This is a genomic window from Exiguobacterium sp. H66 (genome assembly GCF_018618705.1).
In the GTDB taxonomy this organism is placed as follows: Bacteria; Bacillota; Bacilli; order Exiguobacteriales; family Exiguobacteriaceae; genus Exiguobacterium_A; species Exiguobacterium_A oxidotolerans.
In genome coordinates this window covers 341856-355302 of the sequence record NZ_JACSMQ010000002.1, presented here as the reverse complement: position 1 = coordinate 355302, position 13447 = coordinate 341856, and the positions used below count along the sequence as shown (strand labels likewise).

The window sequence follows — 13447 nt, the reverse complement described above, 5'->3', positions numbered from 1 at the left end:
GTCTTTACACTGCCGGCAGGAAGCGCACGCAAGACTGACGAAAGGAAGGGGAGTCTCATCAAGAAAGGGAGTGAGTCATGGATATTCGAGGACGCCTGATTCCGAGCGATCAAGTAAAGGTTTCGCTTGGTTCGAATGAACGTCGGTACCCTGCTGTGACATGGCGGTGTCAACGATGCGGGGGACTGCCGACACGCGGACCATGTACATGCGGGAAACGCTGTTACTATTGTCGGCACTGCCTCATCTTCGGTAAATTAAGAACGTGTGATACGCTCGTCACGGATGCCCGTCCGCTTGACTCCGTCCTGCCGAGTCGGCACGAGCCGCTCGCATTAACACCCGACCAACAACGGATTGCGACGGCGATTGAACGAACGATTGAGCAACAAGGACGTTTGCTCGTCCACGCTGTCTGCGGTGCAGGAAAAACACCGATGCTGTTTCCCGGCATCGAGACGGCACTGCGTCTGAAGAAACGTGTCCTCATCACGACGCCACGGGCGGATGTCGTCCGAGAATTAACGTTACACGTCAAACGTGCTTTTTTGGACGCGCGAATCGTCTCGTTGTTCGGCGGCTCGGAGGAACGTCTTCAGCTTGGAGATATCACGATCAGTACGACCCATCAATTGATTCATTACCGTGCTTGCTTTGACGTCGTCTTCATCGATGAGGTCGATGCCTTTCCCTATAGTACAGACCGGACGCTACATCGCTACGTCAAACGGGTGATGTGCCGCTCGGCATCGCTCATCCTTCTCAGTGCAACCCCTTCCTTTAGGAACAAACGCCTGCCGACCGTCCGCCTGATGCGGCGGTATCACGGCTTCCCGTTACCCGTTCCGCAACTCCACTTTTCCTATACACCAGCCCATTTGATTGAATGGCTTCACAGTCACGCAGACAAACCACGACTCGTCTTTGTGCCGACCGTTGCCGTACTCGCGTTATGGCAGGAGCGACTCGAACAAGCGGGATTAACGGCTGAAACGGTCCACGCGGCAGATCCTGACCGGATCGTTAAGGTCGAACGCTTTCGGACGACGGCAACGATTTTATTGACGACGACGATTTTAGAACGTGGCGTCACCTTTTCGAACGTCCAAGTCGCGGTCGTAGATGCAGACGTGTCGTTTACGGCAGCGGCATTGATTCAAATCAGTGGACGTGTCGGGCGAGATGTCGATTTCCCGAGTGGGGAAGTCATCTTTTTCGCAAATGATCGATCGAATGCGCTATACGAAGCAATCGCTGATATTCAGCGTGCGAACCGGGAGGGTTTCCGATGAATTGTCTGCTTTGCCAACAATTTTTTTTACCGAGCTGGTCATTGTCGAACGTATGGACTAGGCAAACGGTATGTCGAACCTGTAAAATAAAGTTTGTAAAAAGAGGGGAATGCACGGACTGTGGAAAACCGGGTCTCACCCTTTGCAGCGATTGTCAGCAGTGGCGGCGACTCGGTCATGATTTGAAGACGGACCCATTGTTTTTATATGAGGCAACCGCAAAGGATTTTTTGAAGCGCTATAAGTTTTTAGGGGATACGGCGCTGTTGGACGTGTTTAAAGAAGAGCTGAAGAAGGTAAAAGTGAAACAGGATTTCATTGTGCCGATTCCGCTCAGTCGAGAGCGACTGAGCGAACGGCGTTTCAATCAGGCGGAAGGCATCGCCCGGATGATGCGTGGAAAGGTCGCATTGTGTTTGGCACGTTCAGATGGTCCGGCGCAAAGTCGCAAGGCAAGGCGAGAGCGCCTGTCTCGAGCCAATCCGTATGAAGTGATCACTTCCGTCGAGGGGAAAACGATTTTACTCGTCGATGATGTGTATACGACGGGAACGACCTTGCATCAAGCGGCTTTGCGACTACGTGAAGCAGGTGCAAAAGAAATTTCTGCCGTAACTTTATTTCGAAGTGTTTAAGAATTCTTCATTTCTGCCGATATTCATAATGAGGTGAAGGAAATGGATGTATTAAACTGCAAATCTTGCGGGAAATTATTTGTTCGTCAATCTTCTGACCTGTGCATCGATTGCATTAGGAAAGATCATACTGATTTTGAGAAGGTGCGTGAGTTCCTGCGAGAACGGCGGAAAATCCGAACCTCACCTATTGATGTTGAGCAAGCGGTCGGGGTCAAACGAGAAACAGTCCTCCGGTACATTAGGGATGGGCGTTTACTGATGTCAGAAATCACACAGATGGAAATCACGTGTGAGAGTTGCGGGAAACCTTCCCGTGACGGTACGATCTGTGCCGATTGTCGTGAGAAATTACGACGCGACCTCGCCCAAGCGATGCTAGATTCTTCTGCCCCTTCGAAACCGAGAACGTATCGAACATGAATTAAGAATCTTGTAATCTAGAAAGCAGGTGTTCACATGCGAATTGATTCTACGAAATGGGTGAATATGCCTAAAGCGTACGAAAGAAATCAAGCAGTAGAAGGAACAGAAGCAAAACGTACGAATCGACCGGATGAAGTGACGATCTCGAGTGAAGCGCGTGCGCGTTTCAATGAGACACCAACATCACGGACCGAAAAAATCGAATCCCTTCGTCAAGCCATTCAGGATGGAACCTATAAACCAGACGCGAAAAAAATCGCGGAGCGTTTTTTGAACTTGTAAGAGGGACAACTATGACAGTAGAGGCGACTCGGGGCACGGATGCGCGGGTCGCTTTTTATATGAAGAGCAAACTGTGAGGAGGCAATCGGATGGAAATCCTTGAACAACTCGTAAGTGAGCACGATGCTTTATTGGATCTTGCAAAAGAAAAAAAGACAATCTTGATTCAAAATGATATGAAGCGACTCTCACAAATCGTCAAAGAAGAACCGGTACATCTGAAACGGATTGAACAGCTCGAACAACAACGGCTTGAACGGATGGGACAGGTGACGATGACCGAGTGGTTACAAGATCACCCGGAGGATGTCGCTTCATTACGCCGCTTGTTGCAGACGATCGGTCAACTCAAACGACTGAACGACCTGAACGCTGAATTACTCGAACAATCGCTTCATTATCTCGATTGGCACTTACAATTGCTGATCCCGGAAGCCGATGATTTTACATATGGTCAGTCAGCACTCGACCGCACACACTTCAACCGGAATGCTTAAGGAGGTAGACGAATGGCATCAACTTTTATGGGGCTTGAGACTGGACGTCGGGCACTGACGACGAACCAATGGGCGCTCCAATCCACAGGAAACAACATTGCGAACGCCGGAACGGCTGGTTTTTCACGTCAGCGCTTAATCATGGCGACGACAGAACAACTCTCGATGTCGATCGGAACGGGCAAGATGGGGCAAATCGGCACAGGAGTCAAGGGGGAATTGCTTGAACGGGTGCGTGACGTGATGCTCGATAAACAGTATCGCGATGAAGCGACGAAGACATCGTACTATGGTACGAAAGAAGCGGCATTCGGCCGAATGGAAGACATCATCAATGAACCGTCGGATACCGGTCTATCAAAAGCTTTTGATGGATTTTGGGAGTCGCTTCAAACACTGTCGACGAATCCGCAAGATTCCGGGGCGCGCAGTGTCGTCCGTCAAAAAGCAGAAACCTTGACGCAAACGTTCAATTACATGGCGAAGGCGCTTAATCAAGTGCAAGGCGACCTGAAAAGCGAAATCGACGTCTCGACGAAAAAAGTCAACGATTTGTTCAAAAAAATTCATAATATCAATGCGGAAATCCATACGGTTGAGCCGCTCGGCGTCTTACCGAATGCGCTATATGATGAGCGTGACCGTTACTTTGATGAGCTCGCTGAATATGTCGACTTTGAAAAAGTCTCCGTCGACAGCGATGCGATCCAGCAAGGGCAACTCGGAAATACCGTCAAAACGGCAGAAGGACGAATCGATGTCCGGATTAAACTACCGAACGGCGATAAGTTGCTTGCGGTCGACTCGGATTTACCGAAGGCCGGGACACTCACGTTCACGACCGATGCGAACGGACTCTATACAGGGTTTAAAACAGATTCACAAACGATTTCATTTGACACAGCGGGCGGCTTCTCATCAGGGCGGTTAATCGGTCTGATCGAGATGTATGGTCATGTCGAGAATGGTCAAGCAACGGGCGAATACGTCAACATGCAAGGGCACCTCGATGAGATGGCAGCAACATTTGCCGAAGCCTTCAACACAGCCCACGCAGGTAATCTTAAAAAAGACGGGACGAACGGGACAAACGAATTTTTCGGTTCATCCAACGGTCCGATCACCGCGAAGACGATCGCACTAGGAAGCGAAATTAAGAAGAGTCTCGACAACATCGCGACGTCGACGGATGGAAACATCGGGGACAGCGCCGGTGCCTTGAAGCTCGCCAACATGAAGACGGCAAGCATTCGTTTCGACCAGTCGGATACGACAACGACAATCGGTTCCTTTTATCAAAACGTCATCGGTGACATGGCGGTCGCGACCGACCAAGTCGCGCGACTCGGGCAAAGCTCGGCCGTCTTGATGGAAAGCGCAGAACAGCGCCGTATGTCAGTCTCGGCTGTCTCAATCGATGAAGAGATGACGATGATGATTCAGTACCAACATGCTTACAACGCGGCAGCGCGTAATATCACGACGGTTGATGAGATGCTCGATAAGATCATCAACGGTATGGGAATCGTAGGACGGTGATGACTAAATGAGAGTAACGCAAACGATGCTGACGAAAACGAATATCGGACACTTATCGTCAAGCTACCAAAAATTAAGCACATTACAAGAGCAATTGATCAGCGGTAAAAAAATCCAACGTCCCTCGGAAGACCCGGTCGTCGCGATGCAAGGGATCCGTTACCGGACAGAAGTCCGTGAAGTCGAACAGTTCAAAAAGAACGTCAACGAAGCGACAGGTTGGATGGACTTAACGGATTCGGCACTGAACGAAGTGACGTCGGCGATGAGTCGCGTTCGTGAATTGACGACGCAAGCAGCAACGGATACGTATGACGCGACACAACGAAAAGCAATTCAAAGTGAGGTCGGGCAGCTGATTGAACACATCGGGACACTCGCCAACACGAAATACAATGAAAAAGTCATCTTCAACGGAACGAAGACGGATCAACCGTTCGTTTCGATGGAAGGTCTAAAAGAGTATTTAGCGACGCCTGGTAAGTCTGTCGATACGGTCTTTACGGACGGGAACCCGGCCGGTAAAGACAGCGAAGTAATCCGCTATGAAGTGTCGTCAGGAATCGAAGTCCAGGTCAATGTCTCACCGACGAGCGTGTTTAGCGCAGAGACGTTTACGACACTTAAAAAATTATATGATGCGCTCGGTGGTGTCTCAGACACAGGAGCCGTCGATAGCTCAAACAATGGAGCCGAGTTGTCAGGGATGCTAAAGGATTTAGACACGATGCTGAATCAAACGGTCGAGACACGAGCGGACCTCGGTGCACGCGTCAATCGTCTTGAACTGAATGCATCACGCCTTGAAGATCAAGAAATCATCGCGAAATCCGTCATGTCGGATAACGAGGACATCGAAGCGGAAAAAGTCATCATGGAACTCAAATCGTACGAGACGCTTCACCGGGCCGCACTCAGTGCCGGGGCGCGAATCATTCAACCGACACTACTCGATTTCCTACGTTAAGGAGGTGACGGGAGATGAACCTTCCGCATCTTGAAATGCGTCAAACGTCTGCTAAAATCGGTATCAATACGACACGGGCGACGCTTGAACAACACCAACAACAAGCGTCCTTGTCAATCGAGCAACCGAAAGGCGAGCTGTCGCTCGAAACGGTCGCGGCACGACTCGAAATTGATTCGTCACAGGCCTGGATTGAAATCGGACAAATCCCGGCATTTGAATCCGTTCAACGTTATGCTGATTACGGACGACAAATGGGACAACAAGCAGTCGGGCGGGCAGCAGCTGAAGGGGATCAGTTGATGCGGATCGAGCAACGGGGAGATGCCGTTGCTCGCATCGCGACGTCCCGGCAAGCGCCACCGGCAGAAGTGACGACGCTCGGCTTTACGCCACGCAGTCTCGACCGGGTCAAAATCAATTACACACCGGCAGAGGTGCGTGTCAACTATACGGCGCAAAAACCGCAAATCGATGTTGAGATACATCGACCGGAATTAAACGTCACGCCAGGCACGACAGAAATTTACCTACGGGAACAAAATCAACTGGATATGTGGCCAGTCGGCGGCATATTCGATGGGGAAGGATAATCACATGCATATCGAAACAGATTTTTTTGGAACGGTTCAAATCGAGGAAAGTGAAATCATCACGTTCGCTTCCGAAGTACCCGGTTTTCCAGAGGCACGTCGTTTTATCTTATTACCGTTCGGAGAAGGCATTCCGTTCTGGTCCTTCCAATCGATTGATCAAACGGAATGCGCATTCGTCGTGACGAATCCGTTTTGGATTGATCCGGAGTATGTCTTTGAATTACCAGAATCAGCGAAAGAACAACTCGGTATCCAAGATACGGCACAAGTCGCTGTCTATACGACGGTCACGTTACGTGAACGGTTCGAGGAGTCGACGACGAACTTACGCGCACCGTTCGTAATGGAGACGAAACGTCGGCAAGCGAAACAAGTCATCCTTGATGAAACGTATTCAAACCGGCATGTGATTGGTAGTCTAACGGAAGTAGGTGGTCGCTGATGCTCGTCTTAAAACGTAAAACGGGGGAAGCGATTCAAATCGGGGATGATATCGAGTTGACGGTTCTTGCAATCGAAGGGGACCAAATCAAACTCGGAATCGATGCGCCGCGTCACATCGACATCCATCGGAAAGAAATTTATCTTGCAATCCAAGATGAAAATGCGGAAGCATCTCGAAGTACCGGATTGATGAGTCAGTTGTTAAAACAGCGTTCTGAATAATGAGGTGAACTTCTTTTGTGCGCACGCGACCAAAAGAAGTTTTTTTCATTTCTACGAAAAAAATGCTCATTCCTTTCGAATCGTGTATAGTAATGTAGAGAAAAGAAACCTTTTTAGACAAAGAGGGAGTGTAAGCAATGAATGAGACGAAGCAGCTGAAAAAAGATGCGAATCGTGTACTAAAAGCGACGAGCCGAACCTTTTATATACCAATCAGTCGCCTATCGCAAGAACTGCAAGAGGCAGTCGGGTCTGCCTACCTGTGCATGCGTGCGATTGATGAGATTGAGGACCATGAAGACTTGCCGACAGACGTCAAGACGACGCTCCTTCGGGAGACGGCCCTCCAGATGCGTGGAACGTTTTCGGGAGCTGCTTATCAAGCATTGATTGCGCCGTATGCAAATCAGTTGCCGGAAGTGACCCTTCGTCTTTCAGAATGGATTGCCTACTGCCCGAGTGGTATCCGAGCGAAAGTTCTTGAATCGACGGCAGAGATGGCAGAAGGGATGGCCGTCTGGGCAGAACGTGATTGGACGGTCGAAACGGAAGCGGATCTTGATGAGTACACGTATTATGTTGCGGGACTCGTCGGTGTCATGTTGTCAGATATTTGGTACTGGAAAGCGGGTATCGTCACGGATAAACAACAGGCGATTGGTTTTGGTCGGGGACTCCAAGCAGTTAACATCTTACGGAATCAACAAGAAGATGCAGAACGCGGTGTCGGGTACTTCCCACCCGGTTGGACGACGGAGACGATGTTTACGTACGCGCAGGATAACTTGGCAGAAGCGGATCGGTATCTCGCGTCGATTCCGAAAGAGACGACGATCTATGAGTTTTGTAAGATTCCACTTGCCCTCGCACATGGAACGCTGGATGCGCTCGCTCGGGGAAAAGAGAAGCTCAGTCGACCAGAAGTCTTGAAAATCGTCGGAAGTGCGGTTTTAAAACGATGATGATCTGACTAAAAGAGAAACACTTACACATGACGCTTGGCAGGATGAGGCGTGTGGGTAAGTGTTTTTTGTCGTTAGCAGGAGTCCGGAACTTTAATGTTCTGCCGCGGTTTTTGAACAGTGTAGTAGCTGGGTTTAAACGTGCGGACAACGTGATGTTGGGAGATAAAAGCGTCTTCCTTGTTCGTTGTTCCTTAATTCCGACGGACAATAAACAGGGGCTTGTCTGACTTTGAAAGTGCGTTAAAAACGTACTCAGACTGTAGACAACGTGTAATCGGGAGAGAAAGCGTCTCTTTTTTCGTTGCTTTCCTCGGGCGAGGCGCAAGCCGTTGCTCCTTGGTCCTAACGGACAACGAGCAGGGTCTTGCCTGCCTCTGAAAGTGCGTTAAAAACGCACTTTTTCCCGTAGGAGTCAACGAAACGTGACGCTTTTTAGGTAATACCGTGACAGAAATCCAGACATGCAGGCGGTTTAGAGCGCAATCCGTCTCGAATCGCTTTGAAGACGAGGCGAGACAGGGAAGCGCGAACGGGTCGTATCTAGATATAGTATGTTCACGCTTCATAAGCATTTGTCTAAGGTCTGAGCGTAGTCGCCGTGTTTTTCTCTACTTCGAATCATTTTAGTGAAGTCGTCCCAAACAAAAAAGAGTCTAACCTACTGATACAAGATCAGCTTGGATTGACTCTTTTTTCTGGATTAAGAGATTGAAGGTACAGCGACTGTTCCTTAATTAAAGAGTTGCTGCGATTATTGATGTGAAATCATTTGATGTCTTCTAAATAAGATAGGACCTTGTCTTCATAGGCTTTGCGGTCATGGGCATAAGACTGGACATGTCCGCCGTTTTCCGTCACATAAAGCTCAGAATGTGGCGCCGCTTTTTGAAGGCGCATGCTTTCCGTGACCGGAATCGCATCATCGTCCTTGCCATGAATCATCAGGATGGGAAGATCAATCCGTCGAATCGCTTCAATCGGTTTGACACGTTCCGGGTTCAGCCCTGTCAGTGGAGGCGTCACTTGCAGGATGACGGGTGTGAACGGGAAGTTCGGCAACCCGCTCCAGACGGGGAGGTTCGTTTCTAAATAATTTTCTAAATCACTGAACGGACTATCCGCGATGACACCGGCGACATCTGCTTTTGGAGCCGTGACAAGGGCAGTCGAAGCGCCCATTGAGATACCATAAAGAACAACCGGCTCTGAAGCACGTGATTTGGCATAGCTGACAGCTGTCAGCAAGTCATCTTGTTCTTTTGCCCCGACCGTGACACGTTTTCCTTCCGAGATCCCGGACCCGCGGAAATCAAATGTTAAGACGTTATAGCCGGCATCATGAAATTTTTTGAAGAGCGGGAAGATGGGGACATCCGTCTGTTCCCGGTTTTTCCCATAGCCGTGAGCAAAGACGATTGTCAGTTTCGCGTCCTCACGCGGAATCCACCAGCCGGATAAACGCGTGCGATCTTTTAGCGAGCGGAAGGAGACGTCTTCATAAGCCAGTTTTTCCGCTTTTTTAGGGTTCGTCGTCAATGCTTCCCGTTCCGGTTTCGTTAAGGACGAACCGACATAAGCAGAAATTCCGACGAGAGCAATCAACAAAAGAACGATGACGAGGATCAATCCCCCGATGATTTTCTTGCGATGTTTCTTCAACAACGGCGCGACTCCCTTTCTCGAACAACTGTGAATTAATGAATATCTTTTTTCTTGAAGCGGCCACCGTGGACGTCATGAATGTTGCCGATGGCGATGAAGGCCTGTTCGTCGAAGTCGCGGACGATTTCTTTTAATTTCGTTTCTTCGAGCCGGCTGATGACACAAAAAATGACTTTCTTATCATCCCCGGAAAAAGATCCTTCTCCATTTAAGTACGTCATGCTCCGACCGAGCCGGTCCATGATGGCAAGGCCGATTTCTTCGTAGTTCTCAGAAATGATCCACACACTCTTTGATTGATCGAGTCCGTCAATGACGACATCAATTGTCTTGAAGGCGATGAAATACGTAATCAGCGAGTACATCGCGCGGTCCCAACCGAAGACGAATCCGGCTGCTCCGAGGATGAAGACGTTAAAGAACATCACAATTTCACCGACGGAAAAAGGGGTCGAGCGACTGAAGGAAACAGCAAGAATCTCTGTCCCGTCAAGCGATCCACTGGCCCGGATGACGATACCGACGCCAATTCCGAGAATTAAACCACCGAAGACGGTCGCAAGGAGATCGACGTTCGTCATCGGTCCGATGCCTTCGAGTAATTTCGTCGCGACCGCCATGATGAAAATTGCATAAAGCGTAGACAGGGCAAAGGTCTTACCAATCTGTTTATAACCAAAAAAGATGAACGGGATATTTAAGAAGAAGAGCCATAATGCGAGTGTCGTATCCGTCAATTTTGAACCGATGATGGAAATTCCGACAATCCCGCCATCGATGATATTATTCGGAACGAGGAATCCTTTCAGACCGATCGCGAAGACGATGGCCCCAATCGTCAATAACAAAAGGCGGCGTACAAGTTGCCATTTCGTCGTTCGTCGGTGAGCTTTCGTTTGGGTCGCACCACTCATCGAATTCCTCCTTTTTGAAAAGTGTTTCTGTGTTTACTATAACAAAAAAGCACTAAGGCATGCGAGAGCAACCTTAGTGCGAATGATTAGACGAGCGGGCGAATCGATTGGAAAAAACGTAAGACCAGTTCTGCTTCAGGACTCGAAGTATATTTTCCGATATACTGCCCTTGTTCGAAACCGATGACGGTCAGTGTAAAGCTGACAAGTTGTATCCCTTCGGATAAACGGACTTCGAAGGTCGCGGTATTAAGCGGAAGCGGGACCTCGGTCGAAAAATACAAGTGGCGCGTATCCGTCTGATGCGCATGAATATCCGAGTAGTTAAAATCGAGCTCCGTCTCATGGTGCGTCAGCATTTTAATTTTTCCTTCAACAGAAAAGCTTGGGGTACTGTCGCCGGCGAGCGAACAGGCTTCGATCGGATACAAAATTTCGCGTAACAGGAAGCTTTGCATGACGTCGGTCGGAACAGGACGACTGAACAAGTATCCTTGGATATTCGGACAATTCAATGCACGGAACGTTTCCAGCTGTCGTATCGTTTCAATACCTTCTGCAACAACGGAAAGATTAAAGACGGACGCCATGTAGAGAATACTTTTAACGATGGCTTGTGCTTTCGCATCGTCCGCGATATGCGTCGCGAATTGGCGGTCGATTTTGACGACATCAATCGGATAACGCTGTAAGTAGACCATCGACGAGTAGCCTTTACCGAAATCATCTAAAGCAATCCGGACGCCGAGGTGGCTTAAATGCTCCAGCATCCGGCTTGTGTTCGGATCATCCATGATTAAGGCAGCTTCCGTGATTTCAAGTTCGAGCAAATGTGGAGACAGGCTATACTTCAATAACGCCTGTTCGATTTGACGTTCGAACCCGGGGATTAAAAAACGCTTCGGTGATACATTGACCGAAATCGGAATCAGGTTCGCCCCGGCACGGGCCCACGTCTTCATCGCCTGACAAGCTGTATCGACGACCCAGTCGCCAATCGCCAAATGCAGTGAACTTTCCTCGGCAAGTGGAATGAAGTCGTTTGGCGGAATCCGTCCCCATTCGGGATGTTGCCAACGGATTAAGGCTTCAAGGCCGATGATTTTTCCTGTCCAACTGTCGACTTTCGGTTGATATTCAAGGAACAATTGATCGCGCTCAATCGCATAATGTAAATCTTGTTCGAGACGATAGCGACGATAATAATCGATGTCGAGGCTCGAAGCATAGTGATGCACGGCATTATGATCCTCGCGACGCGAACGTCGTAATGCTGTATACGAGTGTTTTAGCAACTCGACAGCATCGCGACTGTCTTCCGGAAACCGGCTGACACCGGCTGAAATACGGGCGAATAACGCATAGGGCTCGATGAGAATCGGACGAGCCGACAGGTCGAGTAACTTTTCCGCACAAGACGTCACATCGTCCGTATAGCTGGCGGGCACGAGCAGCGTATACTCGTCGCCACCGAGGTGTCCGAGAAAGACGTCGTCCGGTTTCTCGGTCTGCAGCAATTGACTGGTTGCCTGGAGCCACTGATCTCCAGAAGCATGTCCGAACGCATTGTTGATTTCCGTGATGCGATTAAACGAGGCTGACAAAATCGAAAAAGGGCGGTCTGCTTTTATCCAGGCGTTGATTGTATCGGTCAACGCGACACGGTTCGGCAAGCTGGTTACGGTGTCACGGAGTGCCAGTTGTTGCAGGCGTTCCTCGTAGTCTTTTTGAAGCGTGATATCGTGCATGATGCTGTTCGAATAAGCAATCGTCCCATCGAGATGGAAGACAGGCAGTTGCTGATCTTCAATCCATTTTAGCCGACCATCGGAAAAGCGGAGACGATACTGCAGCGTTCCGGCTTTACCGGAGGTCAGTTGCTCAATAAATTGTTGCATCGCAAGGTGATCGCGTTCATCGATACGCTCGAATAACCAATCTTGACTCAAACACAAATCCTCTGGTAGTTCCTCAAAAATTTGCAAGAATCCCCGCGAATGAAATAACAGCCGTCCAGTCGAGAGGTCAATTTGAGAAATCGCAGCATCGAGTGCTTCATAGATTTCACGTGTTTGATCGCGCTCGAACGTTAATTGATGGCGTGCCTCACTGACTTCTGATAAATCATATAGGACAACAGCAATCACTGTGTCGCTTTCCGATCGTCGAAATGCTTTTAATCGCAATAACTGATAGTCGTTCGCGGCGTTTAAAACAGATACCTCTTGTTCGAACATCTCGACCTCACGATCGATGAGTCGCTCCATTTGAAAACGAAGTGGATCGAAATCACGTGGGTGAATCCGGTTGTGTAACTGTTTGCGCGATAATTGCCCTAATGCGTCGGAAGACACACCTAAGTAATTCATTAAGGAGACAGACTGTTCAATCGTCTTTGAAGACGGATCGTAATGAAAGACGACGAGTTCCGGCACTTGTTCCGTTAATTCGAGTTGTGAACGGATTTGAACGACATCCTCTTCAAGCTGTTTCTCCCGTGTGATATCGCGTGCCATCCCGTACACGCCGATGACTTGATTGTCTTGAAAAATCGGCATGTTCGTAATCTTTAACGTCAGTCGATGTTGATCGTGGTGTAATCCTTGCGCCGTATAATGAACGGTTTCCCCAGCAAGGGCACGCTCGAAAAATGAAGTGACCGCATCCACTTGTTCTGGTGGATTAAACACGGCGAAGTGCTCATACAACGTTTCACTCGAATAACCGAGCATCGTAGGTAAGTGTTCATTGAAATAGATGATTTCACCGAGGTGATTAAAGAAGAATATCGCATCCGCATTTTGTTGGAAAAAAAATTCCGCGCTATCCGGATGTGAGAGTTCTAATCCACCAATGAACAGAGGGGATGTAGATGAACGACTTAGTCGTTGCATAGCGTCGAAAAAAGTCATGGTCAAATCTCCTCGCTAGAATGTAATTCATAATAGAACGCGTCTCCTTTCTAGTATCGGGTTAAAGTGAGAACAATTGCAATTAAAGTTCGAA

The 13447-nt window shown here is 48.9% G+C and carries 14 protein-coding genes; 11 read left to right on the top strand and 3 right to left on the bottom strand.

The window, feature by feature from the left end; genetic code table 11:
- Positions 1-77 precede the first annotated feature (77 nt).
- The 11 genes from KNP88_RS05140 to KNP88_RS05090 all read left to right on the top strand — a co-directional run bounded on the left by KNP88_RS05140 (position 78) and on the right by KNP88_RS05090 (position 7862).
- A complete protein-coding gene (locus KNP88_RS05140; protein ID WP_214892603.1) occupies positions 78-1292 on the top strand; it encodes a helicase-related protein in 1215 nt (404 codons plus the stop codon).
- A 272-nt stretch (positions 1293-1564) separates the two neighbouring features.
- Positions 1565-1927 (top strand): ComF family protein, encoded by a 363-nt coding sequence (locus tag KNP88_RS15605; RefSeq protein ID WP_235195245.1) that lies wholly within the window; start codon positions 1565-1567, stop codon positions 1925-1927.
- Between the two features lie 261 nt (positions 1928-2188).
- Positions 2189-2350, top strand: a complete 162-nt coding sequence (locus KNP88_RS05130) for a hypothetical protein (RefSeq protein ID WP_159173375.1) — start codon at positions 2189-2191, stop codon at positions 2348-2350.
- Between the two features lie 36 nt (positions 2351-2386).
- Positions 2387-2635 (top strand): flagellar biosynthesis anti-sigma factor FlgM, encoded by a 249-nt coding sequence (gene flgM / locus KNP88_RS05125; RefSeq protein WP_088837793.1) that lies wholly within the window; start codon positions 2387-2389, stop codon positions 2633-2635.
- 89 nt (positions 2636-2724) lie between these two features.
- Positions 2725-3132 (top strand): flagellar protein FlgN, encoded by a 408-nt coding sequence (locus KNP88_RS05120; RefSeq protein ID WP_088837792.1) that lies wholly within the window; start codon positions 2725-2727, stop codon positions 3130-3132.
- A 12-nt stretch (positions 3133-3144) separates the two neighbouring features.
- Entirely contained in the window at positions 3145-4671 is a 1527-nt protein-coding gene (gene flgK, locus KNP88_RS05115) for a flagellar hook-associated protein FlgK (RefSeq protein ID WP_214892599.1), read from the top strand.
- Between the two features lie 7 nt (positions 4672-4678).
- Complete coding sequence (flgL, locus tag KNP88_RS05110) at positions 4679-5638, top strand: flagellar hook-associated protein FlgL (RefSeq protein WP_029331458.1); 960 nt, start codon at positions 4679-4681, stop codon at positions 5636-5638.
- A gap of 14 nt (positions 5639-5652) precedes the next feature.
- A complete protein-coding gene (locus KNP88_RS05105; RefSeq protein WP_214892597.1) occupies positions 5653-6231 on the top strand; it encodes a DUF6470 family protein in 579 nt (192 codons plus the stop codon).
- A 4-nt stretch (positions 6232-6235) separates the two neighbouring features.
- Positions 6236-6676: a flagellar assembly protein FliW gene (gene fliW / locus KNP88_RS05100; RefSeq protein WP_239456754.1), complete on the top strand. Its 441-nt coding sequence runs from the start codon at positions 6236-6238 to the stop codon at positions 6674-6676.
- Complete coding sequence (gene csrA, locus KNP88_RS05095; RefSeq protein ID WP_029331452.1) at positions 6676-6900, top strand: carbon storage regulator CsrA; 225 nt, start codon at positions 6676-6678, stop codon at positions 6898-6900. The genes fliW and csrA overlap by 1 nt, the downstream gene beginning before the upstream one ends.
- 137 nt (positions 6901-7037) lie before the next feature.
- Positions 7038-7862 carry a squalene/phytoene synthase family protein gene (locus KNP88_RS05090; protein ID WP_214892595.1) on the top strand — a complete coding sequence of 275 codons (825 nt, stop codon included), beginning with the start codon at positions 7038-7040 and terminating at the stop codon, positions 7860-7862.
- Between the two features lie 768 nt (positions 7863-8630).
- Here the strand turns inward: KNP88_RS05090 and KNP88_RS05085 are convergent.
- The 3 genes from KNP88_RS05085 to KNP88_RS05075 form a co-directional block, all read right to left on the bottom strand.
- The gene (locus KNP88_RS05085) at positions 8631-9527 is read right to left on the bottom strand and encodes an alpha/beta hydrolase (RefSeq protein WP_214892592.1); all 897 of its coding nucleotides are present in this window, start codon (positions 9525-9527) and stop codon (positions 8631-8633) included.
- A 32-nt stretch (positions 9528-9559) separates the two neighbouring features.
- On the bottom strand, positions 9560-10441 hold the full coding sequence (locus KNP88_RS05080) for a YitT family protein (protein WP_214892589.1): 882 nt from the start codon (positions 10439-10441) through the stop codon (positions 9560-9562).
- A gap of 86 nt (positions 10442-10527) precedes the next feature.
- Positions 10528-13353, bottom strand: coding sequence for a sensor domain-containing protein (locus KNP88_RS05075; protein ID WP_214892586.1), 2826 nt, complete (start codon positions 13351-13353; stop codon positions 10528-10530).
- Positions 13354-13447: the final 94 nt, after the last annotated feature.

Bases quoted from the DNA above. Each gene is read 5' to 3' on its own strand.
- KNP88_RS05140 (WP_214892603.1), top strand. From the start codon at position 78: ATGGATATTCGAGGACGCCTGATTCCGAGCGATCAAGTAAAGGTTTCG.
- KNP88_RS05130 (WP_159173375.1), top strand. From the start codon at position 2,189: ATGTCAGAAATCACACAGATGGAAATCACGTGTGAGAGTTGCGGGAAA.
- flgM (WP_088837793.1), top strand. From the start codon at position 2,387: ATGCGAATTGATTCTACGAAATGGGTGAATATGCCTAAAGCGTACGAA.
- KNP88_RS05120 (WP_088837792.1), top strand. From the start codon at position 2,725: ATGGAAATCCTTGAACAACTCGTAAGTGAGCACGATGCTTTATTGGAT.
- flgK (WP_214892599.1), top strand. From the start codon at position 3,145: ATGGCATCAACTTTTATGGGGCTTGAGACTGGACGTCGGGCACTGACG.
- flgL (WP_029331458.1), top strand. From the start codon at position 4,679: ATGAGAGTAACGCAAACGATGCTGACGAAAACGAATATCGGACACTTA.
- KNP88_RS05105 (WP_214892597.1), top strand. From the start codon at position 5,653: ATGAACCTTCCGCATCTTGAAATGCGTCAAACGTCTGCTAAAATCGGT.
- fliW (WP_239456754.1), top strand. From the start codon at position 6,236: ATGCATATCGAAACAGATTTTTTTGGAACGGTTCAAATCGAGGAAAGT.
- csrA (WP_029331452.1), top strand. From the start codon at position 6,676: ATGCTCGTCTTAAAACGTAAAACGGGGGAAGCGATTCAAATCGGGGAT.
- KNP88_RS05090 (WP_214892595.1), top strand. From the start codon at position 7,038: ATGAATGAGACGAAGCAGCTGAAAAAAGATGCGAATCGTGTACTAAAA.
- KNP88_RS05080 (WP_214892589.1), bottom strand. From the start codon at position 10,441: ATGAGTGGTGCGACCCAAACGAAAGCTCACCGACGAACGACGAAATGG.
- KNP88_RS05075 (WP_214892586.1), bottom strand. From the start codon at position 13,353: ATGACTTTTTTCGACGCTATGCAACGACTAAGTCGTTCATCTACATCC.